Consider the following 26,297-nt stretch of genomic DNA (forward strand, 5'->3'; position numbering starts at 1 on the left):
GCTACGTGTCGCACTCCAGCACCGACCTGCACAACGAACACCGGGCCCGCACCCGCCCCCGAACCGGCACCCTGATCCGCTGGTGGCAGGTCGGGCAGGGGAAGGAGACACGCAGGTGGCCGCCGCTGTCCGGGCTGAAGGTGTAGGGGACGCCCGGCTGGGGCCCCGGCACGTGCCGCCGGTCGCGGGCGTAGCGGCGGCGCCCCGCCCAGCCGGCGGCCGTGAGCGGGGGCTGCTGCTCGTCCTGACGGGCCCGGGCCATGCCCTTGACGTACGCCGTGTAGGCCTGCGGGCTGGTGAACCACACCGACGGATCCTCGCCGAAGACCAGGGCACGCTTGGCGAGGACGTAACCGAACTCCTCGGGGGTGAGGTAGCCGAGCTTCTGGGAGGACGCGGCGTCCTCCCGGTACGCGTCCAGGAGCAGCCAGCCGGCACCCAGGTAGGCCGCCGCGGTGTCGGTGAGGATCTCGTTGTCCCGGGTGCCGGGGAAGGACAGATCCAGGCGGTGCAGATAGACGTGCATCACCTCGTGGGCCAGAGCCGCGCCGATGTCCCGGCGGTGGGTGCGGAACCGGTCGTTCAGCTCGACGAAGTACTCGGGACCAGCGGCGAGTTCGACGTTCGCCGCATGTGTCATCTCCCGGAAACTGACGACCATCCGGGCATCCGGCAGCCGGTAGTGCCGCACCAGCTCGCGGGCCACCCGCTGCGCCCCCAGATACAGATCGTCGGTGTCGCAGAACGCCACGTCGACAGGGGGCACGCTGGCCCCGAACGTCTGGATGGTGTCGTACGACAGCCGCTTGTACAGCGCGGTGACCGCGGCCCGCACCGTCTCCAGATGCGGGTAGCCGTGCTCGACCGGTCCGTCGTTCGCCACGCCCGTACCCCCAAGAGGCCGTGAACCCGCTTCCACTCTACGAGGGTGCGGGCGGAAATTCCCTGGTCGGATCCCGCCCCCCTGGCATACTCCCGGCCGTGACCACCGAACAAGATTCCGAGACCACCGCCTCCCTGCGCGTGAGCGGCAAGGACGCAACCCTCGAGCAGCGCCTCGACGACGAACTCACCGCCTTCAACGCCGAGGCGACCGGAGCCGGTACCCCCCAGCCGCTCACCGTCCGCCTGGACGACACCGGCGGCGAACTCGTCGGGGGACTCACCGCCTGGGTCTGGGGCAGCTGCTGTGCCGTCGGCATGCTGTGGGTGCGCGCGGACCAGCGGCACGCCGGCTGGGGGAGCCGGCTCATGCGGGCGGCCGAGGACGAAGCGGCGCGGCGAGGCTGCACCGAGATGATCGTCTCCTCCTTCACCTTCCAGGCACCGGACTTCTACCGGCGGCTCGGGTTCCGCGAGACGGGCCGCACCGAAGGCATCCCCGGCGGACACCAGGACGTGCACCTCCACAAGGTCATCGGCCCCTGAGCAGCGGCCCCGGCCCGGCCGACGCCCCCTCGAGCTCCAGCACCCACACCTCGTTCACGCCCTCCCGCAGCACCGGCCCGGGCACGTACAGCGACCGCTGGGGACCCGCGGACCAGTAGCGGCCCAGGTTGAAGCCGTTGATCCACACGAAGCCGCGCGTCCAGCCCGGCAGATCCAGACAGGCGTCCCCCGCGCCGCGGACCTCGACCGTGGCCCGGTACAGGCCGGGGGCGCCGTCGCCGGGCGGCGACCGGAAGCCGATGCCCTCGATGTCGTCCAGGGCGTCCAGGCGCAGCCCACGCGCGCGTACGCCGTGCAGGAACTGCCGCTCGTGCAGGAGACCACCGGTGATGCCCTTGGGTTCACCGGTCCGCGGACCGTAGTTGACCCTCCCCAGGGACTCCACCCACAGCTGCACCCGCGCGTGCCCCGCGACGGGCCTCTCGAGACGGTCGTCGTCCTCGGTGAGCACGCCGGCCCGCTCCCCGTCGACGTACACCACCGCCAGATCCCGCAGCCCGCGCACAGTCAGCGGATACGGCTGCCGCGGCCCCGGCACCGTCACCTCGTAGCGCACCAGCCCCCGGTCGACGTCCAGCTCCTCGAAGGTGGGCGGCACAGGACGGGTGCGCTCGGGGCCCCCGCGCGCCTCGAGCACGGCGGACAGGGACGCCCAGCCGGTCAAACGCACCTCGGCCGGCCCGCGCAGCGCCGGAGGCGCGGGCGGGAGTGCGGGCAGCGGGCCGTCGGCGTACTCGGCGAGGACCTCGCGCAGCCGCCAGAACTTCTCCGTGGGCGCGCCGTACTCGTCGACCGGCGCGTCGTAGTCGTACGACGTCACGTCCGCCTCGAGCGGCCCGTCGTGCATCACGCCGCCACCCCGGTTGGCACCCGCCCAGCCCGCGAAACTGGTGCCGCCGTGCGCCATGTACAGATTGACCGAGGCCCCGCACTCCAGGATCTCCCGCAGCGTCGCCGCGGCCTCAGCGGGATCCCGTACGACATGCTCGCCGCCCCAGTGATCGAACCACCCGCACCAGAACTCCATGCACATCAACGGCCCGCCCGAGCGGTGCCGGCGCAGCGCCTCGAACGCCCCGCGCGCGTCGGAGCCGAAGTTGACCGTGGCGAGCACACCGGGGACCGAGCCGCCGCCGAGCATGTGATCCTCCGGGCCGTCCGAGGTGCACAGCGGGACGGTGATGCCCCCGGACCGCAACAGATCCGCGAGACGGCCCGGATACTCCGCGTCCGAGCCGTAGCTGCCGTACTCGTTCTCCACCTGCACCAGAATCACCGGGCCGCCCCGGTCGGCCTGCCGGGACACCACCTCGGGCAGCAGCCGGCGAAACCAGTCCTCCACCGGTCGGAGAAAGCGCTCGTCACGCGTGCGCAAACGCCCCGTCAGCCAGTGCGGCAGCCCGCCGTTCTCCCACTCGGCACAGATGTACGGCCCCGGCCGCACGATCGCCCACAGCCCCGCCTCCCGCACCGCGTCCAGGAACCGGCCCACAGCCTCGACGTCACGGAAAACGCCCGGCCCCGGCTCGTGCAGGTTCCACGGCACGTACGTCTCCACACAGTTGAGGCCCAGCGCCCGCAGCATCGCCAGCCGGTGACCCCACTGCGCCTCGTGCACCCGGAAGTAGTGCAGCGCACCGGACAGCAGCCGCACCGGCCGCCCGTCCAGCAGGAAATCCGTGTCCCCCACCCCGAACTCGCTCATACGCCCCACCCTCACCCCCTGGCGTCGATCACGTCCATGGACAAAGATCGGCGCTGCTTGGACACAAGTACGACCGCCGGAGGACCGCGGATGTACCACACCTGGATGCGGTTCCTCACGCCCGGCCCCGCCCACCACCGGCTCGGCCTCGTCTGCCTCGGCGTCGGCCTCCAGCACGGCGCCCTCCCCACCGTCGGACCCCGCACCCTCGACCACCACGTCGCCGTCGTCGTCAGCGCCGGCACCGGCTGGTACCTCGGCCCCGACGAACGCCGTACCACCGTCACCGCGCCCGCCCTGCTGTGGCTCACCCCCGGCGTCCCGCACCACTACGCACCCGACCCCGACACCGGCTGGGACGAGGGCTTCGTCGCCTTCTCCGGCCCCGCCACCACCACCTACACCGAACTCGGCTACATCGAACCCGGCCGCCCCCTCGTCCCCCTGTCCGACGCCACCGGCCCACGCGCCGTCGTCACCCGCATCGCCCGCGCCGCCCGCCGCGACAACCCCCTCCTGGAGGTGGAGACCGGCGCCGCCGTCCACGAACTCCTCGTCGCCCTGCGCCGCGCCCGCGCCGACCTCGCACCCGACGGCGACCACGTCCTCAAGGCCCTCGCCCGCGACGCGTGTCTGCCACTGTCGGTCGCCGACCACGCCACCCGGCACGGCATGACCACCACCGAACTGCGCACCGCCGTCCGCCGCGGCGCCGGCTGCAGCCCCAAGGACTACCTGCTCGGCATCCGCCTCGGCCGCGCCAAGGAACTCCTCGCCGCCACCGAACTGCCCGTCGCCGCCGTCGCCCGCCGCGTCGGCTACGACGATCCGGCCTACTTCTCCCGCCTGTTCACCCGCCGCGTCGGCACCGCCCCCGTCCGCTTCCGCGCCCAGCAGGGCCGCACCGTCCCCGGCGGCTGGAGCAACCAGGTCCCCGACCCGGACGATCCACCCATGATCGAACGCCCCCACGCCACGTAGGCTGATCCGTCATGACCACCCGCAACACCGACACCTCAGACGTCGACCCCGCCGTCCGCGAGGAACTCGCCCGGCTCCGCGACAGCATCGACAACATCGACGCGGCCGTCGTCCACATGCTCGCCGAACGCTTCAAGTGCACCCAACAGGTCGGCCACCTCAAGGCCAGACACCAGCTGCCGCCCGCCGACGCGGCCCGCGAGGCCCGGCAGATCGAGCGGCTGCGCACCCTCGCCGAGAACGCCAAACTCGACCCGGCCTTCGCCGAGAAGTTCCTGACCTTCATCATCGCCGAAGTGATCAGGCACCACGAGCGCATCGCCGAGGACGCCGTCAACGGCTCGACACCCCCGGCGAATTGACCTCCCCGACGCCCCCGAGGACGTGACACGGACGCTCCCGAGAGGCATGCTGCGCTGTGCACTCCTTGTCAGCTGACGAGCACTCCCCGTCAGCTCCTCGGGCATAAGCTGGTCTGCTCACGAGGGAGGGACGTCGGGCCATGCCGTCGGATGCCAGGATCCTCATCGTCGACGACCACGAGGACACGCTGTACGCCCTGGAGAGCGCCCTCGCCCCGCTGGGCTACCGGCTGGGCCGCGCCACCAGCGGCGACGAAGCCCTCAAACAGGTGCTGCGCGGCCTGGTCGGTCTCCTCCTGCTCGACGTGCGCATGCCCGGCGTCAGCGGCCTGGACGTCGTGCGCTACATGCGCCGCGTGGAACAGACCCAGCACATCCCCGTCATCCTGCTCACCGGCTTCGGCGCCGACCACGAACTGACCACCACCGCCTTCGCACTCGGCGTCGCCGACCTCGTCATGAAACCCATCGACCCCTGGGCGCTGCGCACCAAGGTCCGCTACCTGTTCGACGCCCACCAGCGCCACCTCGCCCTCGAACACGAAGTCCGGGAACTACGCGCCCTCGTCAAGGACCACGGCGAGGCCGACGAACACCCCACCCTCCCCGCCCCGCCCCACCCCGACGCCCGCGTACCCGTCCAGCGCGGCCAGGGGGCGCACACCGGAGAGCTCGAACAGGACCGGACATAGGCCGCGTACCGATCCGCCTCTGTGCCAGGTCAGCGGCATCAGGCAGCATGTCCTGCATGTCCGTACTGACGCGCGACGAAGCGCAGACCCGTGCCAAGCTCCTCGACGTCCACCGCTACACGATCGACCTCGATCTGAGCACCGGCGACGAGACCTTCGACTCCCGCACCGTCATCCGGTTCACCGTCCGCGCGGACCAGGACACCACGGACACCTTCCTCGAGGTCAAGCCCGCCGAACTGCGCACCGTCACCCTCGACGGACACCCCCTCGACCCGGAAACCCTGGACGAGAACAGGCTGCCCCTCAAGAACCTCACCCCCGGCGAGCACGAACTGCGCGTCGACGCGGCGATGCGCTACTCCCGCACCGGCGAGGGCATGCACCGCTTCACCGACCCCACCGACGGCGAAACCTACGTCTACACGCAGCTGTTCATGGACGACGTCCAGCGCGTCTTCGCCGCCTTCGACCAGCCCGACCTCAAGGCCGTCTTCGAGGTGTCGGTGACCGCCCCCACGGGCTGGACGGTACTCGCCAACGGCATCACCGCCCCCCTCAGTGACGGCCGCTGGCAGGCCGCACCCACCCCGCTGATCTCCACCTACCTCGTCGCCGTCGCCGCCGGCCCCTGGCACTCGGTGCGCACCGAACACCGAGGCCTGCCCTTCGGCATCCACTGCCGCCGCTCCCTCGCCCCATACCTGGACACGGACGCCGACGAACTCCTCGAGATCACCCGGCAGTGCTACGACCGCTACCACGAGAAGTTCGAGGAGCCCTACCCCTTCGACTCCTACGACCAGGCATTCGTCCCCGAGTTCAACGCCGGCGCCATGGAGAACCCCGGACTGGTCACCTTCCGCGACGAGTTCGTCTACCGCTCCGCCGTCACCGACACCGAACGCCAGACCCGCGCCATGGTCATCGCCCACGAGATGGCCCACATGTGGTTCGGCGACCTCGTCACCCTCCAGTGGTGGGACGACATCTGGCTCAACGAGTCCTTCGCCGAGTACATGGGCTACCAGACCCTCACCGAAGCCACCCGCTTCACCGACACCTGGACCGACTTCGGCGTCGCCCGCAAGGCCTGGGGCTACGACGCCGACCAGCGCCCCTCCACCCACCCCGTCGCCCCCGACCCGGCCGCCGTCCCCGACACCGCGTCCGCCATGCTCAACTTCGACGGCATCTCCTACGCCAAGGGCGCCTCCGCCCTCCGGCAACTGGTGGCCTGGCTCGGCGAAAATGACTTCCTCACCGGCATCAACACCCACTTCGCCCGCCACAAGTTCGCCAACGCCACCCTCGCCGACTTCATCGACTCCCTCGCCGCCGGCACCGAGCGCGACGTCCACGCCTGGGCCGACGCCTGGCTGCGCACCACCGGAGTCGACACCCTCGCCCCGCGCGTCACCCCCGGCGACGACGGCACCTGCACCCTCACCGTCGACCACACCGGCAGCCGCCCCCACCGCATCTCCGTCGGCCTCTACGACCAGGACGTCGCCGACGAAGGCCGCCACCTCGTCCTGCGCGAACGCCTCGACCTCGACGTCCCGCACACCACCGCCCGCCCCATCGGCAAGCGCCCCGCACTGCTCCTCCTCAACGACGGCGACCTCACCTACGCCAAGGTCCGCTTCGACCCCCGCTCCTTCGAAACCGTCCAGGCAGCCCTCTCCGGCCTGCCCGACCCCCTCACCCGCGCGGTCGTCTGGAACGCCCTCAGGGACGCCGTCCGCGACGGTGAACTGCCCGCCTCCGCCTACCTGGAAGCCGCCCGCACCCACCTCCCGCACGAGACCGACCTCGCCCTCGTGCAGGGCGTCCTCGCCTTCGCCGCCACCCAGGTCACCGACCGCTACCTGAAGCCCGAAGAACGGCCCGCCGCACTCGCCACCCTCACCGCCCTGTGCCGCGACCTCATCCGCCGCACCGAGGACGGCGACCACCCCGGCCTGCGCCTCATCGCCGTACGCCACTACATCGACGTCGCCGCCCACCCCGACACCATCGCCGCCTGGCTCGCCGACGGCACCGTCCCCGGCGGCCCGGAACTCGACCCCGAGCTGCGCTGGCGCGTCCTGTCCCGGCTCGCCGTCCTCGGCGCCACCGACGAAGCCGCCATCACGGCCGAACTCGAACGCGACCCCAGCGCCACCGGCCAGGAAGGCGCCGCCCGCTGCCGGGCCGCCCTGCCCGACGAGGAGGCCAAGCAGCGCGCCTGGGAGGCCATGTTCACCGACGACACCCTCTCCAACTACCTGTTCACCGCCACCGCCCAGGGCTTCTGGCAGCCCGAACAGACCGACCTCCTGAAGCAGTACGTCCCCCGCTACTTCCAGGACGCCGTCGCCCTCGCCGACCGCCGCGGCCCCGCCATCGCCGACGCCGCCGGCCGCTGGGCCTTCCCCGTGCACGCCGTCGACCCGCACACCCTGAGCCTGGGCGAGGCGTGCCTGAGCGACGACGACGCCATCCCGTCCCTGCGCCGCAAGCTCGCCGACCAACTGGACGACCTGGCACGCGCCCTGCGGGTACAGGAGGCATGAACCGGACCAACCCCGAGGCACGGCCGACTCCCGGGTCGGCCGTGCCCCGACACGTTTTCCCCGCACGGACGTACCCCCTTTAGGGTTCCGTTCGTTGGGCTTTTCGGGCGCGACCACGCATTCGCGTACAAGCTGGAACTCCCTCTGCCCAGCGCCCGGAGGACCACCCATGAGCACACCGAGCCTCGCCTCGGGCCCCGAAGGCCCCCACGCCCTGCGGCCCCTGCTCGACACCGTGCTCCACGCACTGCACGACGGCACCCGAGCACGCGGCGGCCCCCTGCCCGCCGGCGGCCCCGAAACAGTAGCGGCGCGCCTACGCGACACCGTGGGCGACGTACTGCCCGACGAAGGCGACCCCGACGCCCTACGACTCCTCGTCCACGCCCTCGCCGAGGGCGCCGCCGACCCCGCCCACCCCCGGTGCGCCGCCCACCTGCACTGCCCGCCCCTCGCCGTCGCCACCGCCGCCGACCTCGCCGCCTCCACCCTCAACCCCTCCCTGGACTCCTGGGACCAGGCCCCGGCGGCATCCGAACTCGAAGCACTGGTGACCCGGGCGCTCGCCCGGCAAGCCGGCGCCGCCGACGCACTCGTCACCACCGGCGGCACCGAATCCAACCAACTCGCCCTCCTCCTCGCCCGCGAAACCCACGGCGCCGGCGTCCGCCTCCTCCACGGCGCCAACGCCCACCACTCGCTGCCCCGCGCCGCCTGGCTGCTCGGCCTGCCCGACCCCGTCGTCGTCCCCGCACCCGCAGGCACCCTCGACCCCGCGGCCCTCGACGAAGCACTCACCACCCTCCCCGGCCCCCACCTCGTCACCGCCACCGCGGGCACCACCGACGCCGGCCTCATCGACCCCCTCCCCGACATCGCCGCCGTGTGCCGCACCCACCACGCCCGCCTGCACATCGACGCCGCCTACGGCGGAGGCCTCCTCTTCAGCGACCGGCACCGCGCCAAACTCACCGGCCTCGACGCCGCCGACACCATCACCCTCGACCTGCACAAACTCGGCTGGCAGCCCGTCGCCGCCGGCCTCCTCACCGTCAAGAACCCCCACGACCTCGCCGCCCTCGACCAGCGCGCCGACTACCTCAACGCCGACGACGACACCCAGGCCGGCCTGCCCGACCTGCTCGGCCGCTCCCTGCGCACCAGCCGCCGCCCCGACATCCTCAAAGTCGCCGTCACCCTCAAAACCCTCGGCCGCACCGGCCTCGGCGCCCTCGTCGACCAGGTCTGCGACCACGCCCAGACCTTCGCCGCCCTGGTCCACGACCACCCCGGCTTCGAACTCCACGACCGGCCCACCATCAGCACGGTCCTGTTCCGTCCCGCGGGCGCCACCGACGACACCGTCGCCGCCGTACGCCGAGAACTCCTCACCCACGGCCGAGCCGTCCTCGGCCGCGCCCGCCTCGACGGCCGGCTCTGGCTCAAGGCCACCCTCCTCAACCCCCACAGCCGCCCCGACGACCTGGCCGGACTGCTGCAACTCGTGGAAGGAACCACACCCCGATGAGCCCGACGCCCCACCCCCCACACCACGCACCCGACGCACCCCGCGACCTCGTCGGCATCGGCATCGGCCCCTTCAACCTCTCCCTCGCCGCCCTCGCCCACCCCCTCACCGAACTCGACACCGTCTTCTACGAACAACGCCCCGCCTTCGACTGGCACCGCGGCCTGCTCATCGACGGCGCCACCATCCAAGTCCCCTTCCTCGCCGACCTGGTGACCCTCGCCGACCCCGCCAGCCCCTGGACCTTCCTCAACTACCTCAAGGCCCGCGACAGACTCTTCCCCTTCTACTTCGCCGAGCGCTTCCACATCCAACGCGCCGAGTACGACGCCTACTGCCGCTGGGTGGCGGACCACCTCCCCACGCTCCGCTTCGGCCACCAGGTCGACGCCGTCCGCTGGAACCCCGAACGCGACCTCTTCGAAGTCGACTTCACCCAGCTCGACGCCGACGGAGAAGCCGAAGCCCTCGGACGGACCTACACCAGGAACTTCGTCCTCGGCATCGGCACCGAGCCCTACGTGCCGGAGCCGTTGAAGCCCCTCGTCGAAACCCCCACCGTGCCCGTCGTCCACGCCGCCGACTACCTCGACCACCGCGACACGATCCTCAGCGCCGGCCACGTCACCGTCGTCGGCTCCGGACAGTCCGGCGCCGAGATCTTCCTCGACCTGCTCCGCCACCGCCCCGCCGGCCGCGAAAAACTCCACTGGCTCGGCCGCAGCGAGGCCTTCGCACCCATGGAGTACTCCAAGCTCGGCCTGGAACACTTCACCCCCGACTACACCCGCTACTTCCACGCCCTCACCGAAAGCGTCCGCGACCGCCTCGCCACCACCCAGTGGCAGCTCCACAAGGGCATCGACGCCGGCACCATCGCCGCCATCCACGACGAGCTCTACCGCCGCACCCTGCACGGCGGCTGGCCCGACACCGTCCTCACCCCCGGCGTCCACGTCCGCACCGCCGGCCGCATCGCCACCACCAAAATCGAACTACACCTCGAACACATCCAGCAGAACACCCGCTCCCGCCTCACCACCGACGCCGTCGTCCTCGCCACCGGCCACCGCGAACGCCCCCTCGAACGCATCCTCGCCGGCCTCGACCCCTACCTACGCCGCGACAGCCGCGAACGCCCCCGCGTCGACGAACAGTTCCGCCTGGTCCTCGACCCCTCCGTCACCGGCACCGCATACGTCCAGAACGCCGAACGCCACACCCACGGCGTCGGCACCCCCGACCTCGGCCTCGCCGCCTGGCGCAGCGCGACCATCCTCAACACCCTCACCGGAAAAGACCCCTACCCCCTGCCGACCCGCACCGCCTTCACCACCTTCGGCCTCGAACCACACCCCCCGCACGTCCCCCAGGCACGGCAGCCCGCCAAAGCCCTCACACCCCTCATCGACTGACGGCCCGGCTCCACCCCCGGCCCCTACCGCGGCACCCTCCACGAGGGCTACGACACCGACACCGGCCAGACCACGCGCCAAGCCCTCAACGCCCGGCTCCTCGGCGACACCCACCCCTTCGACACCGTCATCGACATCGCCGTCGCCGTCGCGGACCCCGACCGACCCGACCGGATCCGCGACGACCACAACAGCGGCGACAGCCTCCACGTCAACGACGCCGGCGCCAAACCCATCGCCGACGCCGTGGACACCACCCCGCTGAACCTCTGATGCCAAAAACTCCTAGAAGACCGGCGTACCACCCCGCGTCAGCCTCCAGTCCACCGACGCGAAGTCCTTCGGGTCCAGCACACCCTTCGCCGTCACCCACTCCGAGATCCGCGTCCGGATCTCCGTCGACTCCGCCCACAACTCCGTCGCCGACGCCACATGCGGGAACGCACCACCACCATTGGCCCGGTAGTTGTTCACCGCCAACACGAATCGCTGCGCGTCAGCCAGCGCCGCACCGCCGTACGAAAGGTTCTTGATCCGCGAACCCGCCGCCTCCGCGATGTCGATCTCATACGTCAACCCCGACACGTAGTCGTAGTTGTAGTCCGGACGCCCACCCGCGTTCGTCAGCTTCTCCACATCGACCGCCGCACCCGCCGCCGTCCGCACGAAGTACTCCGCCGAGTACTCCAGGTACGCCCTGATCTGCGCACCCGTCATCAACTTCGCGACCAGCGTGTTGTCGTACACGTACAGACTCGACAGATCCCGGATCGTCACCTCGCCGGCCGGGATCTCCGAGGTCCGCGAGAACGGCGACGCCTGCGCGATCACCGGCACCGACGCGTACTCCGTACCCGCCAGAGCCGCCCTGACGACGTCCTCCTGCACCTTCGTGATCAGGTCGATGATCGGCGCGTCCCTGTACCGCGCATCCACCGTCGTCAGCGTCTCCGTCGCCGTACCGACCACCTGGTTGACATACGCCACGACCACATCGTGATCGTCCTTCAGCAACTTCGTGATCTTCGGGTCGTCCGCGACCGCATTCGAGTTCAACACCGACGCCGACACCGACTCGACCGCCCAACGCCCCTTCGCGAAAACCAACTCGAAGTCGAACAGCGACAGCCGCTCCGCATACGCCAAAGGCTCCGACAACACGACCGTCCTGCCGGTCTTCTCATTCGTGACCAGCAGCTCGGGAATCTCCACGTGCGCGTGCCCGACCAGAATCGCGTCGATCCCCGGCACCTGCTGCGCCACCAACGCCGCCGAGTTCTCCACATACGGCAACTGGTCACCGTACGACGACGTGCCCGACGAACCCGAGTGCGCCGACACGACCACCACGTCCGCACCCATCGACCGCAGCTTCGGCACCCACTTCGCCGCCTGCTCCTCAAGACCCGGGAACGTCAACCTGCCCTGCACATACGCCTTGTCCCAGATCGCGATCCCCGGATTCGTCAGACCCAGCACCGCCACCGTCACCGGCGGCGCACCCTTGACCCGGAACTTCTTCATGAAGTACGGCGGGAAAGCCGGCCTCAGCGTCTTCGCGTCCAGCGCGTTCGCGCCCAGCAGCGGAAAATCACACTGCTCCTCGAACTTGCGCAGCGTCTCGATGCCGTAGTTGAACTCGTGGTTGCCGAGCGCCACCGCGTCATACCCGATGGCATTCATCGCCGCCGCCATCGGATGCACCGGACCACCCTCGGCGGTGATCGGGTCCACCTTCGCGTAGTAGTACGTCAGCGGGGTGCCCTGGATCGTGTCGCCCGCGTCCAGCAGCAGCGTGTTGCCCCGGCCCCTCTCCTTGCGGACCTGGTTCACCAGCGTCGACACCCGGGCCAGGCCCTGCGCGTTGCCCTTGGCGTCCGTGTACTCCGCGTCCTTGAAGTAGTCCCAGTTGAAGATGTGACCGTGCAGGTCGGTCGTCCCCATCACCGTCAGCGAATACCGCTTAGCGGGCCGGGAGCCCTTCTTCGCCTCCGCGGCCTCCGCCGCCGGAGCCGCCACCGCACTCGCCAGCGCGACACCCGCACCGGTCACAGCGGACTTCTTCAGGAACTTCCGACGGTTCAACGGCATGTCTGGATCTCCTCGGGGAACGGTCAACAACGCGCGTAGATTCTGACCCGGACATGCCGCACCGCAATAGACCCCACAGGTTTCGATCTGGTGACCAGCCGGGGCGTCAAACAGGTAAGAACTGACACAGTGGGACGTATGACCCCACCATCCGAGGAGCCCCAACCCGCCGTCCCCTACGGCACCCCCGACGCACCCCGCATCGCCGTCCGCGGCGAAGCACGCCTCGAAGTCGACCCCGAGATCGCCCGCATCGGCGTCACCGTCGCCTCCCGCGGCAAAGACCGCCGAGCCGCCCTCGACGACCTCACCCGCCGCAACACCACCGCCCTCGACCTCATCAAAACCTACGGCGACGCAGTGGAACGACTGGAGACCGGCTCCTTCTCCATCACCCCACAACTCAAAGACGGCCGCGGCGAACGCATCCACGCCTACCACGGCCGCGTCCACATCACCGCCGAGCTCACCGACTTCACCGCCCTCGGCGAACTCACCACCCGCCTCGCCGACCTGGACCTCACCCGCGTCGACGGCCCCTGGTGGGCCCTGCGCCCCGACTCACCCGCCCACAGGCAAGCCCGACAGCAAGCGGTACGAGAAGCCGTCCAGCGCGCCAGGGAGTACGCCGAGGCACTCGGGACGTCACTGGCCGCCCTGGTCGAGCTCGCCGACATCGGCGCCGAAAACGCCCCACCGGCCTACCCCGCCGCCCCGAGCGGCGCCCGGATGCGCTCAGCGGCCTACGCGGCCGAGGAAACCGCCGCCGCCCCCCTCGACCTCGAACCCCAACGCCAACGCGTCCAGGCCCAGGTCAACGCACGCTTCACCATGGCCCCACCACAGCTGTAAAAGTAATTGCCATAAGAATGCGCCGGGGCGCCCTGAAATGCTCATCAGAGCACCCCTGCGCACAATTCAACACTTGTCAAGAGCGCTTCACCCAAAGCTTGTTCAGTAGCCACCCGCCACCAATTCCCTACCCACCGGTAAGCTCTAGGCTCGAAACATGCGCCGAGCAAAAATCGTCTGCACCCTGGGCCCCGCCACCGACTCGTACGACCAGATCAAAGGACTGGTCGACGCCGGAATGGACGTCGCCCGATTCAACCTCAGCCACGGCTCCTACGCCGAACACGAGGAGCGCTACCAGCGCGTACGAAAGGCCTCCGACGAGACCGGCCACAGCGTCGGCACCCTCGCCGACCTACAAGGCCCGAAGATCCGCCTCGGCCACTTCACCGAAGGACCCGTACTCCTCGAACGCGGCGACACCTTCACTATCACGGTGGAGGAAGGAACCGAGGGCGACCGCCTGACCTGCGGAACCACCTACACCGGCCTCGCCACTGACGTCACCCCCGGCGAAAACATCCTCATCGACGACGGCAAAGTCTGCCTCGAAGTCACCTCCGTCGACGGACCCCGCGTCCACACCACCGTCGTCGAAGGAGGCATGATCTCCGACCACAAGGGACTCAACCTCCCCGGCGTCGCCGTCTCCGTCCCCGCCCTCTCCGACAAGGACGAAGCCGACCTCCGCTGGGCCCTGCGCACCGGCTTCGACGTCATCGCCCTCTCCTTCGTCCGCACCGGCCGCGACATCGACGACGTCCACCGCATCATGGACGAAGAAGGCCGCCGCCTCCCCGTCATCGCCAAGGTCGAAAAACCCCAGGCCGTCGACGCCATCGACGACATCGTCGCCGCCTTCGACGGCATCATGGTCGCGCGAGGAGACCTGGGCGTCGAAATGCCACTGGAACAGGTCCCACTCGTCCAAAAGCGCGCAATCAAACTCGCCAAACGCAACGCCAAACCGGTCATCGTCGCCACCCAAATGCTCGACTCCATGATCGAAAACTCCCGCCCGACCAGGGCGGAAGCGAGCGACGTCGCCAACGCGGTCATCGACGGCACGGACGCCGTGATGCTGTCCGGCGAGACCAGCGTCGGCAAATACCCCATCGAGACCGTCACGACCATGGCGAAGATCGTCGAGGCGGCCGAGGAAGACATCCTCGCCAAGGGCCTCCCGCCCCTGACCGAACACAACAAGCCCCGCACACAGGGCGGCGCGGTCGCCCGAGCGGCAGCCGAAATGGGCGACTTCCTCGGCGCCAAGTTCCTCGTCGCCTTCACCCAGTCCGGCGACACCGTCCGCCGCCTGTCCCGCTACCGCTCACCGATCCCGCTCCTGGCCTTCACCCCGGAACCGGCGACCCGCTCCCAGCTCAGCCTGACGTGGGGAGTGGAGACCTTCCTCGGCCCCGAGGCCGACTCCACCGACGCCATGGTCGACCAGGTGGACGAACTGTTGCTGAAGTACGGCCGCTGCGAACAGGGCGACACCGTGGTCATCACGGCCGGCTCCCCGCCGGGAGTCTCGGGCTCGACGAACCTGGTGCGGGTGCACCACATCGGGGAGGACGACAGCCTCAAGTAGGCGGATGCAGGGCCCCTCTTGAGGAGGGGCCCAATTCAGTGCTTGGGGCCTACGCGGGTGTCCATGAGGGCGACCGAGGCTTTGCGGGCGACCGAGATGTTGCAGGCATTCGCCTGCTTCCACTCGACGCCCACGTGGTCCAGTGCCTGGGTGAAGAGACGCATGATGTCGCCCGACCGGTTGGTGAAGAAGTACCGGGGGTATTCGTAGCGCTTGCGTTCACCGGCTACGAGGCGAGTGGTCCAGTTGGTGATCCGGCACCCGTCGGAGTGGATGAGGCCGCGGATGAATTCCCACGGGTGGGCGTCGACAATGGCTTGCTGCCAGGGTTCGAGGGCGATGGTGCGGTCGTGCTTCCTGCCGGGGCCGTGCTGAGGGAAGAGGCGGGGCCACTGTGGGGAGTAGCTGGTCACCATCGTGCAGCCCTCCCTCTGAAGGGCATACACACCAATGCCGGGGCGCACCTTCGTGATGGCTTCACGGCACTGCTGGATAAGACCGGGCCATGCATCGGCGCACGCGATGCGGAGGTAGTAGCCGCTGCGTGGGTGTGCGCTGATACAGCCGTCGCCGAGATAGAGGCCCAGCGGGTAGGCGTACGCGCGTTCATCCGCGGGCGGTCCGGGGTCCGGAGGCGCAATGCGAGGTAAGGGCTCAAGTCGGTCCTGCCAAGCACGAATCGCGGCCCGTGAGATGCCCGTCTCTCGGCTGACGGAATTCAGGCTGCGCCCCTGAGCAACCAGCGAGAGTGCTCGCTTGCGTGTGCTGACGTCGTACATGTGGTCACTCTGTGAGAGTGGTCCCGACGACACGCAGCAAAAAGCGGATGTTCACGAGAACGTGGACATCCGCTTCCGGAGGGCGACCTTGGAATCCAAGGAAAGTGCCCCGGGTCGGACTCGAACCGACACTGTATGGGTTTTGAATCCATTGCCTGCTGCCAATTGGGCTACCGGGGCTGGCAGAATCCAAGGTTTCCTCTGACCCTCCGCGCGTCCACCTTACCGCAGCTAGGTAGGCTCTTGTCAGCAGCACCCCGCCCCTGAACGAGGAGCCCCCGTGACCGCCCCCGAGTCGCCCCAGCCCGTAGACGCGCCCGACGACGACAAGTCGCACGTGCCTCCGCTGACGACCCGTGTCGTCATCGCCGAGGACGAGGCGCTGATTCGCCTCGACCTCAAAGAGATGCTGGAGGAAGAGGGCTACAGCGTCGTGGGCGAGGCCGGTGACGGCGAGCAGGCCGTCGAGCTCGCTCGCGAGCACAAGCCGGACCTCGTGATCCTCGATGTGAAGATGCCGAAGCTGGACGGGATCTCCGCCGCGGAGAAGATCGCCGAGGAGCGTATCGCCCCGGTGTTGATGCTGACCGCCTTCTCGCAGCGCGATCTCGTCGAGCGTGCCCGGGATGCCGGTGCGATGGCCTATCTGGTGAAGCCGTTCAGCAAGAGTGATGTCGTGCCGGCGATCGAGATGGCGGTGTCGCGTTTCACGGAGTTGCGGGAGCTGGAGAACGAGGTCGCGGACCTCACTCTGCGTCTGGAGACGCGGAAGCTGGTGGACCGTGCGAAGTCGATTCTTCAGACGGAGTACGGGCTGACCGAGCCGGCCGCGTTCCGTTGGATTCAGAAGACGTCGATGGATCGTCGGATGTCGATGCAGCAGGTCGCCGAGGCGGTCATTCAGGACGCTGACGAGAAGAAGAACGGCAAGGGCTGATACCCCTTCGCGTCACATGCGACGAGGCCCGCGTCCCGGATTCGGGGGCGCGGGCCTCGTCGTGTAGGCAGGTCGGAAGCGTGTCCTAGTCCTCGCCGAGGTACGCCTTGCGGACCGACTCGTCGTGCAGCAGGTGTTCGCCGGTGCCGGAGACGACGATGCTGCCGACCTCCATGACGTGTCCCTGGTCGGCCAGGGAGAGTGCGGCTTGGGCGTTCTGCTCGACGAGGAGGATGGTCGTGCCGGTGGACTTGAGCTCGGCGATGGTGGCCATGATCTTCTGCATCATGATGGGGGAGAGGCCCATGGAGGGTTCGTCCAGCATCAGGAGCTTCGGTCGGGACATCAGGGCGCGGCCCATGGCCAGCATTTGCTGTTCGCCGCCGGAGAGGGTTCCGGCGGCTTGCCTGCGGCGTTCTCCGAGGATGGGGAAGAGGTCGTAGGCGCGCTGGATGTCCTTGTCGATGCCTTCCTTGTCCTTCCTGAGGAAGGCGCCGAGTTGGAGGTTCTCGGCGATGGTGAGGCGGGGGAAGATGTGGCGGCCTTCGGGGGAGTGGGCCAGTCCGAGGGCGACGATCTTGTGGGCGGGGATGCCGGTGAGCGGCTTGCCGTCGAAGATGATCTTTCCGGAGGCCGGCTTGAGGAGGCCCGAGAGGGTGCGCAGGGTGGTGGTCTTGCCGGCGCCGTTGGTGCCGATGAGGGTGACGACCTGGCCGGCTTCGACGCTGAAGGAGATGCCTTTGACGGCTTCGATCTTGCCGTAGGCGACCCGGAGGTCTTCGACCTCTAGCAGTGCGGTCACTGGGCTTCTCCCTTGGTGCTGGTGGTGCTCTGCGCGTCGGTTCCGGCCTCCACTGCGGCGATTTCCGCGGCTTCGGCTTCGCCTGGCTCGCCCTCGAACGGTTCGCCGAGGTATGCGGCGATGACGCGTTCGTCGGCCTGGACGACGGCGGAGGTGCCTTCGACGAGCTTTTCGCCCTGGACGAGGACGGCGACGCGGTCGCACAGGTTGAAGATGAAGCGCATGTCGTGCTCGATGACGAGGACGGCGATGCCCTTGTCGCGGATGGCGAAGACGAGTTCTTCGGTGGCTCGCGTTTCCTGGGGGTTCATGCCGGCGGTGGGTTCGTCGAGCAGGAGCAGGCCCGGCTCGGAGGCCAGGGCGCGTGCGATCTCGAGCTTGCGCTGTTCGCCGTAGGGGAGGTTCCTGGCCAGGTGGTCGCGCTTGTGGGCGAGGCCGATGAACTCAAGGAGTTCCATGGAGCGTTCTTCGCTGGCTTTTTCGGCCTTCTTGAAGCCGGGGCCGCGCAGGAGGGCGGACCAGAGGCCTTCCTTTGTGCGCGTGTGGCGGCCGACGAGGACGTTTTCCAGGACCGTCATGTTGGCGAACAGGCGGATGTTCTGGAAGGTGCGGGCGATGCCGGCCTGGGTGACGAGGTGGGGCTTGGGTGGGAGGACGGTTCCTTTGTAGGAGACCGTGCCTTCGGTGGGGATGTAGAGGCCCGTCAGGCAGTTGAAGAAGGTGGTCTTTCCGGCGCCGTTGGGGCCGATGAGGCCGACGATCTCGCCGGTGTTGACGGTGAAGTCGACGGAGCGGACGGCGGTGAGGCCGCCGAAGCGCATCGTGACGTCGCGGGCTTCGAGTACTGGTGTCGTCATGTCGGTCACGCCCCCGCCTTGGTGACGGCCGGTTCGTCGGTCAGCGTCGTTTGTTGTGGTACGTCGAGTTGGCCGGTTTCGTGGAATTCCAGCTGGTTGCGTCGGTTGGCGATGATGCCTTCGGGGCGGAAGCGCATCAGGAGGATGAGCGCGATGCCGAAGGCGAGCAGCGACTTGTCCTGGAGGAACACCAGCTTCTCGGGCAGCAGGTAGAGGAGTGCGGCGCCGAGGATGGGGCCCGCGACCGTGCCCATGCCGCCGAGGACGACTGCGGCGAGGAGGAAGGCGGAGTTGGGCGGGGTGGAGCCGGCGAACTGGTACGGGGTGGGGACGACGCTGTAGGTGACGTGGGCGCTGACGGTGCCGGCGAGGCCGGCGAGGGAGGCGCCGAGGGCGAAGGCGATGAGTTTGACGCGGAAGCCGTTGATGCCCATGGCGGTGGCGGCGGTCTCGTCTTCGCGGATGGCGATCCAGGAGCGGCCGATGCGGGAGTCGGCGGCGCGGGTGTACACCAGGACGACGATCGCCATGATGAGGACCATCAGCAGGTAGTAGTTGGCGAAGCGGCCGAGGGTGAAGCCGGCGACGTCGTGTGCTTCGCCCATGTTGAAGCCGAAGAAGCTGAGGTCGGGGATGGACGGGATGCCGTTGGGCCCGTTGGTGATGTCGGGTCCGGAGACGCCGTCCATGTTGTTGACGGCGATGCGGAAGATTTCTCCGAAGCCGAGGGTGACGATGGCGAGGTAGTCGCCGCGCAGTCGCAGGGTGGGGGCGCCGATGAGGACGCCGAAGATGAGGCTGGCGGCGGCGCCGGTGAGGGCGGCGGCCCAGAAGGGGAACTGGACGCCGGAGAAGGTGGAGAACTCGGAGCCGGATACGAGGGCGGCGGTGTAGGCGCCGACGCCGAGGAAGGCGACGTATCCGAGGTCGAGGAGTCCGGCGAGGCCGACGACGATGTTGAGGCCGAGGGCGACGGTCCCGAAGATCAGGATGTTGACGCCGATGTTGGCGTAGTGGTCGTCGGTCTGGGTGAAGGGGAACGCGATGGCCGCGAGGAAGCCCATGGCGAGCGTGAAGCTGCGGTTGTGGGCGACGATGCGGGAGAAGCGGTCCATGAGGCCTGCGGTGTGCAGGGCCCAGGTGAAGAAGACGACGACGATGAGGTAGCCGATGAAGAGTTCGCCGTACTCGGTGTCGATGCCGTAGGTGAAGACGGCGAGGCCGAGGATGGTGGCGAGGGTGATGGCGGCGCGTTCCAGCCAGGGTGTGAGGGGCTGGGGTGCGGGGATCGCGTCGGGCTTGGTGATGTAGGCCTTGAGGCTTTCCTTGGTGCTGTCCTGGCCGACGCCTTCTTGGGGGAGGGCGAAGGCGCCGAGGACGGGCAGCAGGGAGGCGATGGCCGCGATCCAGGCGCCGGGTTCGTAGTTGACGACGCCGCCGAGGTTGCTGGCGATGGCGATGACGGTGAACCAGGTGGTGCCGAAGCCGCCGAGGGCCGCGAGGGCGAGGGGGGCGTTGTTGCGGGCGGGCAGGAGCCAGCCGAGGCCGCGGACGCCGTAGAGGGCGAGGGCGAAGAGGGTGGTGAGGAGGCCGGCGGTGAAGGTGAGCCATTGCAGGCCGCCGGGGTAGCCGTTGATGGTGAGGTCGCCGGGGAACTCGGAGGTCCAGGTCCAGGCGAGGAAGGCGGAGGCGGCGGTGGCTATGCCGCCGGCGAGGAGGAGGCCGCGGGCGGCGGCTTCCGGCAGCGGGATGAGGCCGCGGGTGGCGGGGTTGGTTTTGGTGATGTCGGTCATCGTGATCACGCCCTGTCCGCGACGCGTTCGCCGAGTAGGCCTTGTGGCCTCACGAGGAGGACGATGATGAGGAGGGCGAAGGCCCAGACGTTGGCCCAGCCCTGGCCGCCGAGTTGCTGCATGCCGGGGATGCCGTCGATGTAGGCGGAGGCGAGGGTTTCGGCGATGCCGAGGACGATGCCGCCGAGCATGGCGCCGTAGATGTTGCCGATGCCGCCGAGGACGGCGGCGGTGAACGCCTTGAGGCCCATGAGGAAGCCCATGCGGTAGTCGATGTTGCCGTACTTGAGTCCGTAGGCGACGGCGGCCACGGCGGCGAAGAAGCCGCCGATCGCGAAGGCGATGACGATGATGCGGTTGGTGTCGATGCCCATGAGCTGTGCGGTGTCCGGGTCCTGCGCGGTGGCCTGCATGGCGCGGCCGGTGCGGCTCTTGCGGACGAAGAAGGCGAGGCCGGACATGCAGATGATCGCGGCGGCGATCAGGAAGATGTCGGCGTCCTTGATGGTGATGGAGCCGATGTCGTGGGTGGCGTCGAGGCCGGGGAAGGCGCGGGCGCGGTCGGCGTCGGGGTAGAAGTTTCGGACGACCTCCTGGAGCGCCAGGGAGAGGCCGATGGCGGTGATGAGCGGTGCTAGCCGTGGTGCTCCGCGCAGTGGCCGGTAGGCGAATCGTTCCGCTCCGACGGCGATGAGGATGGCGACGATTCCGCCGCCTATCAGCATCATGGGCACGGCGATGGCCATCGCTGTGCCGTCGGGGAGGATGTAGAAGTAGACCGTGAGGGCGCCGAAGGCCCCGGTCATGAAGATCTCGCCGTGCGCGAAGTTGATGAGCTGGACGATGCCGTACACCATCGTGTAGCCGATGGCGATGAGCCCGTACATCGAGCCTAGGAGCAGCCCGTTGGCCAGCTGCTGCGGCAGGGTGTTCACCGCATGGCCTCCATGTCGCTGGTGGTCGTGTGCACTGGATGCGTGCCGGGGGGTGGTCTGGGTGTGGAAACGGGCCGCGCGGTCGGGGTCCCCTTCCGCGCGGCCCGTGGTGAGGTGTGCTGGGGCCTTGATCAGCCGAGGTCGGCGGTGCCGGTCTCGACAGCCTTCCAGGCACCCTTTTCGACCTGGTAAACCGTGAGCTGCTTGTTCGTGGTGTCGCCGTACTGGTCGAAGGCGACCTTGCCGCTGATGCCTTCGAAGTCGGACTTCTGGACGCCTTCGACGACGCTGGAGCGCAGCTTGTTGATGTCGGAGGGGACCTTGCCGTCGTTGGCGTCCACGGCGGCCTTCACTGCCTTGATGATGGCGGTGGTGGCGTCGTAGGAGTAGGCACCGTAGGCGCCGTAGTCACCCTTGTAGCCCTTGGCCTTGTACGTCTCGATGAACGTCTTGGCGGCGGGCAGGGTGTCGGCGGGGACGCCGACGGAGGTGACGAGGTCGCCCTCGGAGGAGGCTCCGGCGGTCTCGATGTAGGTGGAGGCGAACATGCCGTCGCCGCCGAACAGCGGGATCTTGACGCCGCCGTCCTTCATCTGCTTGGTGATCAGCGCGGACTCGTCGTACTGGCCGCCGTAGTAGAGCAGGTCGGCGCCGGAGTTCTTGATCTTGGTGACGAGGGAACCGAAGTCCTTGTCACCGGTGTTGACGTGGTCGGTCTGGACGACCGTGCCGCCGAGCTTCTTGAACTGCTCGTTGAAGATCTTCGCCAGGCCGGCGCCGTAGGTCTGCTTGTCGTCGACGACAAACGCCTTCTTCTTCTTGAGCTTGTTGAAGGCGTAGCCGGCGGCGAAGCTGCCCTGCAGCTCGTCGGTGGTGGCGGTGCGGAAGTACGTCGGGTACGGCCGCTTCTTGTCCGTCTGCCAGTTCTTGCCCTGGGTCAGCTCGGGGTTGGTGTTCGAGGGGGAGATCTGGACCATGTCGGCCGAGGCGAACACCTGCTGCATGGTCTGCGCGACGCCGGAGTTCAGGGGGCCGACGGCGCCGACGACGGTCTTGTCGCCGACGAGGGCCGTGGCGTTGGACTGGCCGGTGGCGGGCTGGGCCTTGTCGTCCAGGGCCTTGATCTTGAACTTGACGCCGGGGACCAGGTTGTTCTTGTTGGCGTCGTCGACGGCGATCTGGGAGCCGTACTGGATGCCGAGGCCGGTGGTGGAGTTCTCACCGGAGAGCGGGGCGTCCACGCCGATCGTCAGCGTGGTCGAGTCCCCGTTGTCGCCGGTGTCGCCGCCGTTGTCGTCTCGGGAGCCGCAGGCGGTGAGCGTCAGAGCTCCAGTCGCGAGGACGGAGGTAAGTATCACCATGGAACGTCGCACAATCAGTCCTTTCCGCAGTCACTGCCATCCCTGTGGGGGCGGCGGGTGCCGCGCTGGTACCGAACTCCCGATGGAGCGGTGACTGGCCGTGACTCTAAGCCCGGTCTGTGGGCAGGGGCATCGTCGTAGGCTGGCTTGTGACTTTCTTGTTATGACGTGATGGAGGGCGAAGTTCGCGGAAGGGGGCTCTCGGCCGGTTTGCCGTATTTTCTGTTCAGTCCGCATTCTGAGAACGTGCACTTCCGCTTGGCCGTGGGGCCGGTCGTGCGGGGTGTGGGTCGCGGGCGGTGTGGAGGAGTTCGCGGAGATCGTGGGGGAACGCGCCGCCGAGGATGCGACTGTGGCGCCGTATTGCGCGTGTGTTACGCAGCGTTACGCCGAGAAAGGGGGTGCGCATTCATGCGCCGTGCGTTTCGTTGCGGGTCGGGGCCGTGTCGGGGGGTGTCCGTCCTCGGAACGGCGCGGAATCGGTTGCCTGCGACGTGCGGGCGTTGACGCGCCAACCGCTGCGGGCGGACACCCCCCGACACGGCCCCTTGCCGCCGTACGCGGGTGCGGGTTTGTGCGTCCATCCACCTTTCGACCGGCAGAGTCGGGTGGTGGGTGGGCATGGGTTCGGGGGTCTGGGGGCGGAGCCCCCGGTAGACGCCCGCTTCGGCGCCGGGTGTGTGGAGAGGTGGGGGCGGGCGGGCGCCGCCCCTTGTCAGCCGGCGGCGCGCATGTTGGCCTCGTCGGTCGCTGAAGCGTCCCGCAGGAGGCAGGTCAGCCGTGCGGTGCACACCCGTCGTCCCGCCTCGTCGCTTATGACGATCTCGTAGGTCGCGGTGGATCGCCCTTGATGCACGGGTGTCGCGACCCCGGTCACCAGTCCCGACCGCGCCCCCCGGTGGTGCGTGCAGTTGAGGTCGACGCCGACGGCGATCTTCGAGCTGCCCCCGTGGAGCATCGATCCCACGGAGCCGAGTGTCTCGGCGAGCACGGCGGACGCGCCCCCGTGCAGCAGCCCGTACGGCTGGGTGTTTCCCTCGACCGGCATCGTTCCGACGACCCGTTCCGCCGATGCCTCCACGATCTGTACGCCCATCCGCGTGCCGAGGTGCCCTGCGGAGAACAGCGCGAGGAGGTCCACCCCGAGTGCGGCGTACTCGTCGATGACCTCCTGCGGGAACTTCACGTGCTGCTGTTCGCCCATGGCGCCCGGCTCCGTTCGTGGTGATCGGTACGGCTGTCGCGTCGCTGAGCAAACGCTCAGTCGGTTGCCGATTGTTCCAGACGTACGACGACGGACTTGCTGGCCGGGGTGTTGCTGGTGTCGGCGGTGGCGTCAAGGGGGACGAGCACGTTGGTCTCGGGGTAGTAGGCGGCCGCACAGCCGCGTGCCGTCGGGTAGTGCACGACCCGGAATCCGGACGCCCGCCGCTCGATGCCGTCCTTCCACTCGCTGACGAGGTCGACGTACGAACCGTCGGTGACGCCCAGGGTGCGGGCGTCCTCGGGGTTCACCAGGACCACCCGGCGGCCGTTCTTGATGCCTCGGTAACGGTCATCTAGGCCGTAGATCGTGGTGTTGTACTGGTCGTGCGAGCGCAGGGTCTGCAGGAGGAGACGGCCCTCGGGCAGCTTCGGGTACTCGACGGGCGCGGCGGTGAAGTTGGCCTTGCCGGTGGCCGTGGGGAAGCGGCGTTCGTCGCGCGGGGCGTGGGGGAGGGCGAAGCCGCTGGAGTCTGCCACGCGCGCGTTGAAGTCCTCGAAGCCGGGGATGACGCGGGCGATGCGGTCGCGGATGGTGGCGTAGTCCTTCTCGAACTCCGCCCACGGCACCTTGCTGTCCTCGCCGAGGACGCGGCGGGCGAGGCGGCACACGATCGCCGGTTCGGACAGCAGGTGGGTGCTCGCGGGCTCCAGGCGGCCGCGGGAGGCGTGCACCATGCCCATGGAGTCCTCGACGGTGACGAACTGTTCGCCGCTGCCCTGGAGGTCGCGCTCGGTGCGGCCGAGCGTGGGGAGGATGAGGGCACGTGCGCCGGTGACCGTGTGCGAGCGGTTGAGTTTCGTCGAGACGTGCACGGTCAGGCGTGCGCGGCGCATGGCCGCCTCGGTGACGTCGGTGTCGGGGGAGGCGGAGACGAAGTTGCCGCCCATGGCGAAGAAGACCTTCGCCTCGCCGTCGCGCAGGGCGCGGATGGCGCGTACGACGTCGTAGCCGTGTTCGCGCGGGGGTGCGAAGCCGAACTCCTTCTCCAGGGCGTCCAGGAAGGCGGCCGAGGGGCGTTCGAAGATGCCCATGGTGCGGTCGCCCTGCACGTTCGAGTGGCCGCGCACCGGGCACACGCCCGCGCCTGGGCGGCCGATGTTGCCGCGCAGGAGGAGGAAGTTGACGACCTCACGGATGGTCGGCACGGAGTGCTTGTGCTGGGTGAGGCCCATCGCCCAGCACACGATGGTGCGCTTCGAGGCGAGGATCATGCGCATGGCTTTGTCGATGTCCGCGCGGGAGAGGCCGGTGGCGGTGAGCGTCTCGTCCCAGTCGGCGGACCGGGCCTCGGCCGCGAAGTCCTCGTATCCGTGGGTGTGTTCGCGGACGAACTCCTCGTCGACCGCGCCCTCCGTCTCGAGGATGAGCTTGTTCAGGAGGCGGAAGAGGGCCTGGTCGCCGCCGATGCGGATCTGCAGGAACAGGTCGGTGAGCGCGGCGCCCTTGAGCATGCCCTGGGGGGTCTGCGGGTTCTTGAAGCGCTCCAGGCCCGCCTCGGGCAGCGGGTTGACGCTGATGATCTTCGCGCCGTTGGCCTTCGCCTTCTCCAGGGCGGAGAGCATGCGCGGGTGGTTGGTGCCGGGGTTCTGGCCGGCGACGACGATCAGGTCGGCCTTGTAAAGGTCTTCGAGCAGGACGCTGCCCTTGCCGACGCCGATGGTCTCCGTCAGGGCCGAACCGGACGACTCGTGGCACATGTTGGAGCAGTCCGGCAGGTTGTTCGTGCCGAGCTCGCGGGCGAAGAGCTGGTAGAGGAAAGCGGCCTCGTTGCTGGTGCGCCCGGAGGTGTAGAAGAGGGCCTCGTCGGGGGAGGCGAGGGCGGTGATCTCCTCGGCGACGATGTCGAAGGCGCGCTCCCAGGTCACCGGCTCGTAGTGCGCTCCCCCTTCGGGGAGGTACATGGGGTGGGTCAGTCGGCCCTGCTGGCCCAGCCAGTAGCCGCTCCGGGTCGCGAGGTCGGCGACGGGGTGCGCGGCGAAGAACTCCGGGGTGACCCGGCGCAGGGTGGCCTCCTCGGCGACCGCCTTCGCGCCGTTCTCGCAGAACTCCGCCGCGTGCCGGTGCTCCGGCTCCGGCCAGGCGCAGCCCGGGCAGTCGAAGCCGTCCTTCTGGTTGACGCGCAGGAGGGTCAGGGCGGTGCGCTTCACGCCCATCTGCTGCTGCGCGACGCGCAGGGTGTGCCCGATGGCCGGGATTCCCGCGGCCACGTGCTTCGGCTCGGCGACCTGTGGCGCGTCCTGAACCGGATCTGCCTTGGGCGGCTTCGTTGCCATGGCGCGCTCTCCTTCATGTGAAGTACCTCTTCGATCCTCGCACGCGCCGGTGACAACGATCGGGTC

21 protein-coding genes and 1 tRNA gene are annotated in these 26,297 nt (G+C 69.0%); 10 read left to right on the forward strand and 12 right to left on the reverse strand.

Annotated features, from left to right (window positions below):
- Window position 1 precedes the first annotated feature (1 nt).
- Window positions 2-883: a hypothetical protein gene (locus ACFWWR_RS19260; protein WP_383860521.1), complete on the reverse strand. Its 882-nt coding sequence runs from the start codon at window positions 881-883 to the stop codon at window positions 2-4.
- Between the two features lie 98 nt (window positions 884-981).
- On the opposite strand from ACFWWR_RS19260, the gene ACFWWR_RS19265 reads away from it, so the two are divergent.
- Window positions 982-1,428, forward strand: a complete 447-nt coding sequence (locus tag ACFWWR_RS19265; RefSeq protein ID WP_384304369.1) for a GNAT family N-acetyltransferase — start codon at window positions 982-984, stop codon at window positions 1,426-1,428.
- Here ACFWWR_RS19265 and ACFWWR_RS19270 read toward each other — a convergent pair.
- A complete protein-coding gene (locus tag ACFWWR_RS19270; RefSeq protein ID WP_384304372.1) occupies window positions 1,415-3,154 on the reverse strand; it encodes a beta-galactosidase family protein in 1,740 nt (579 codons plus the stop codon). The two genes, ACFWWR_RS19265 and ACFWWR_RS19270, sit on opposite strands and share 14 nt — an antisense overlap.
- Before the next feature lie 90 nt (window positions 3,155-3,244).
- Here ACFWWR_RS19270 and ACFWWR_RS19275 point away from each other — a divergent pair, with 90 nt between their 5' ends.
- The 6 genes from ACFWWR_RS19275 (at window position 3,245) to ACFWWR_RS19300 (ending at window position 10,690) form a co-directional block, all read left to right on the forward strand.
- Window positions 3,245-4,135, forward strand: coding sequence for a helix-turn-helix domain-containing protein (locus ACFWWR_RS19275; RefSeq protein WP_383860531.1), 891 nt, complete (start codon window positions 3,245-3,247; stop codon window positions 4,133-4,135).
- 11 nt (window positions 4,136-4,146) lie between these two features.
- Complete coding sequence (locus ACFWWR_RS19280; protein ID WP_384304374.1) at window positions 4,147-4,497, forward strand: chorismate mutase; 351 nt, start codon at window positions 4,147-4,149, stop codon at window positions 4,495-4,497.
- A gap of 140 nt (window positions 4,498-4,637) precedes the next feature.
- A complete protein-coding gene (locus ACFWWR_RS19285) occupies window positions 4,638-5,189 on the forward strand; it encodes a two-component system response regulator (RefSeq protein WP_383860538.1) in 552 nt (183 codons plus the stop codon).
- A 56-nt stretch (window positions 5,190-5,245) separates the two neighbouring features.
- Complete coding sequence (pepN, locus tag ACFWWR_RS19290; RefSeq protein WP_383860541.1) at window positions 5,246-7,747, forward strand: aminopeptidase N; 2,502 nt, start codon at window positions 5,246-5,248, stop codon at window positions 7,745-7,747.
- Window positions 7,748-7,916: 169 nt separating this feature from the next.
- On the forward strand, window positions 7,917-9,275 hold the full coding sequence (locus ACFWWR_RS19295) for a pyridoxal phosphate-dependent decarboxylase family protein (RefSeq protein ID WP_384304377.1): 1,359 nt from the start codon (window positions 7,917-7,919) through the stop codon (window positions 9,273-9,275).
- Window positions 9,272-10,690: a lysine N(6)-hydroxylase/L-ornithine N(5)-oxygenase family protein gene (locus tag ACFWWR_RS19300; protein ID WP_383860547.1), complete on the forward strand. Its 1,419-nt coding sequence runs from the start codon at window positions 9,272-9,274 to the stop codon at window positions 10,688-10,690. Before ACFWWR_RS19295 ends, ACFWWR_RS19300 begins: the two co-directional genes overlap by 4 nt.
- 285 nt (window positions 10,691-10,975) lie before the next feature.
- Here ACFWWR_RS19300 and ACFWWR_RS19305 read toward each other — a convergent pair whose 3' ends face one another.
- Window positions 10,976-12,781: a bifunctional metallophosphatase/5'-nucleotidase gene (locus ACFWWR_RS19305; protein WP_383860549.1), complete on the reverse strand. Its 1,806-nt coding sequence runs from the start codon at window positions 12,779-12,781 to the stop codon at window positions 10,976-10,978.
- 138 nt (window positions 12,782-12,919) lie between these two features.
- Here ACFWWR_RS19305 and ACFWWR_RS19310 point away from each other — a divergent pair, with 138 nt between their 5' ends.
- Together ACFWWR_RS19310 and pyk are read left to right on the forward strand one after the other, a co-directional pair.
- Window positions 12,920-13,633, forward strand: coding sequence for an SIMPL domain-containing protein (locus ACFWWR_RS19310; RefSeq protein WP_383860551.1), 714 nt, complete (start codon window positions 12,920-12,922; stop codon window positions 13,631-13,633).
- 157 nt (window positions 13,634-13,790) lie between these two features.
- On the forward strand, window positions 13,791-15,227 hold the full coding sequence (gene pyk / locus ACFWWR_RS19315; RefSeq protein WP_383860554.1) for a pyruvate kinase: 1,437 nt from the start codon (window positions 13,791-13,793) through the stop codon (window positions 15,225-15,227).
- Window positions 15,228-15,262: 35 nt separating this feature from the next.
- On the opposite strand, the gene ACFWWR_RS19320 is transcribed toward pyk, so the two are convergent.
- Window positions 15,263-16,006, reverse strand: coding sequence for a helix-turn-helix domain-containing protein (locus ACFWWR_RS19320; RefSeq protein WP_384304380.1), 744 nt, complete (start codon window positions 16,004-16,006; stop codon window positions 15,263-15,265).
- A gap of 105 nt (window positions 16,007-16,111) precedes the next feature.
- Window positions 16,112-16,186: transfer RNA gene (locus tag ACFWWR_RS19325), tRNA-Leu, on the reverse strand.
- 100 nt (window positions 16,187-16,286) lie between these two features.
- On the opposite strand from ACFWWR_RS19325, the gene ACFWWR_RS19330 reads away from it, so the two are divergent.
- Window positions 16,287-16,943 carry an ANTAR domain-containing response regulator gene (locus ACFWWR_RS19330; protein ID WP_053748470.1) on the forward strand — a complete coding sequence of 219 codons (657 nt, stop codon included), beginning with the start codon at window positions 16,287-16,289 and terminating at the stop codon, window positions 16,941-16,943.
- Window positions 16,944-17,028: 85 nt separating this feature from the next.
- Here the strand turns inward: ACFWWR_RS19330 and ACFWWR_RS19335 are convergent, their stop codons facing one another.
- The 7 genes from ACFWWR_RS19335 to ACFWWR_RS19365 form a co-directional block, all read right to left on the reverse strand.
- A complete protein-coding gene (locus ACFWWR_RS19335; RefSeq protein ID WP_383860561.1) occupies window positions 17,029-17,745 on the reverse strand; it encodes an ABC transporter ATP-binding protein in 717 nt (238 codons plus the stop codon).
- The gene (locus ACFWWR_RS19340) at window positions 17,742-18,602 is read right to left on the reverse strand and encodes an ABC transporter ATP-binding protein (RefSeq protein WP_383860827.1); all 861 of its coding nucleotides are present in this window, start codon (window positions 18,600-18,602) and stop codon (window positions 17,742-17,744) included. Before ACFWWR_RS19340 ends, ACFWWR_RS19335 begins: the two co-directional genes overlap by 4 nt.
- A gap of 5 nt (window positions 18,603-18,607) precedes the next feature.
- Window positions 18,608-20,395: a branched-chain amino acid ABC transporter permease gene (locus ACFWWR_RS19345; RefSeq protein WP_383860830.1), complete on the reverse strand. Its 1,788-nt coding sequence runs from the start codon at window positions 20,393-20,395 to the stop codon at window positions 18,608-18,610.
- Window positions 20,396-20,400: 5 nt separating this feature from the next.
- Window positions 20,401-21,330 (reverse strand): branched-chain amino acid ABC transporter permease, encoded by a 930-nt coding sequence (locus ACFWWR_RS19350; RefSeq protein WP_383860564.1) that lies wholly within the window; start codon window positions 21,328-21,330, stop codon window positions 20,401-20,403.
- 131 nt (window positions 21,331-21,461) lie between these two features.
- The gene (locus ACFWWR_RS19355) at window positions 21,462-22,691 is read right to left on the reverse strand and encodes a branched-chain amino acid ABC transporter substrate-binding protein (protein WP_383860567.1); all 1,230 of its coding nucleotides are present in this window, start codon (window positions 22,689-22,691) and stop codon (window positions 21,462-21,464) included.
- A gap of 715 nt (window positions 22,692-23,406) precedes the next feature.
- Window positions 23,407-23,895, reverse strand: coding sequence for a hotdog fold thioesterase (locus tag ACFWWR_RS19360; protein WP_383860570.1), 489 nt, complete (start codon window positions 23,893-23,895; stop codon window positions 23,407-23,409).
- Between the two features lie 56 nt (window positions 23,896-23,951).
- Entirely contained in the window at window positions 23,952-26,231 is a 2,280-nt protein-coding gene (locus tag ACFWWR_RS19365; protein WP_384304383.1) for an FdhF/YdeP family oxidoreductase, read from the reverse strand.
- Window positions 26,232-26,297 lie beyond the last annotated feature (66 nt).

Source organism: Streptomyces sp. NPDC058678, from assembly GCF_042714835.1.
Classification (GTDB): Bacteria; Actinomycetota; Actinomycetes; order Streptomycetales; family Streptomycetaceae; genus Streptomyces.

Coding starts and splice junctions, on each gene's coding strand:
- ACFWWR_RS19365 (WP_384304383.1), bottom strand. CDS start 26,231: ATGGCAACGAAGCCGCCCAAGGCAGATCCGGTTCAGGACGCGCCACAG.
- ACFWWR_RS19285 (WP_383860538.1), top strand. CDS start 4,638: ATGCCGTCGGATGCCAGGATCCTCATCGTCGACGACCACGAGGACACG.
- ACFWWR_RS19270 (WP_384304372.1), bottom strand. CDS start 3,154: ATGAGCGAGTTCGGGGTGGGGGACACGGATTTCCTGCTGGACGGGCGG.
- ACFWWR_RS19360 (WP_383860570.1), bottom strand. CDS start 23,895: ATGGGCGAACAGCAGCACGTGAAGTTCCCGCAGGAGGTCATCGACGAG.
- ACFWWR_RS19345 (WP_383860830.1), bottom strand. CDS start 20,395: ATGACCGACATCACCAAAACCAACCCCGCCACCCGCGGCCTCATCCCG.
- pyk (WP_383860554.1), top strand. CDS start 13,791: ATGCGCCGAGCAAAAATCGTCTGCACCCTGGGCCCCGCCACCGACTCG.
- pepN (WP_383860541.1), top strand. CDS start 5,246: ATGTCCGTACTGACGCGCGACGAAGCGCAGACCCGTGCCAAGCTCCTC.
- ACFWWR_RS19295 (WP_384304377.1), top strand. CDS start 7,917: ATGAGCACACCGAGCCTCGCCTCGGGCCCCGAAGGCCCCCACGCCCTG.
- ACFWWR_RS19275 (WP_383860531.1), top strand. CDS start 3,245: ATGTACCACACCTGGATGCGGTTCCTCACGCCCGGCCCCGCCCACCAC.
- ACFWWR_RS19305 (WP_383860549.1), bottom strand. CDS start 12,781: ATGCCGTTGAACCGTCGGAAGTTCCTGAAGAAGTCCGCTGTGACCGGT.
- ACFWWR_RS19340 (WP_383860827.1), bottom strand. CDS start 18,602: ATGACGACACCAGTACTCGAAGCCCGCGACGTCACGATGCGCTTCGGC.
- ACFWWR_RS19355 (WP_383860567.1), bottom strand. CDS start 22,691: ATGGTGATACTTACCTCCGTCCTCGCGACTGGAGCTCTGACGCTCACC.
- ACFWWR_RS19310 (WP_383860551.1), top strand. CDS start 12,920: ATGACCCCACCATCCGAGGAGCCCCAACCCGCCGTCCCCTACGGCACC.
- ACFWWR_RS19300 (WP_383860547.1), top strand. CDS start 9,272: ATGAGCCCGACGCCCCACCCCCCACACCACGCACCCGACGCACCCCGC.
- ACFWWR_RS19320 (WP_384304380.1), bottom strand. CDS start 16,006: ATGTACGACGTCAGCACACGCAAGCGAGCACTCTCGCTGGTTGCTCAG.
- ACFWWR_RS19280 (WP_384304374.1), top strand. CDS start 4,147: ATGACCACCCGCAACACCGACACCTCAGACGTCGACCCCGCCGTCCGC.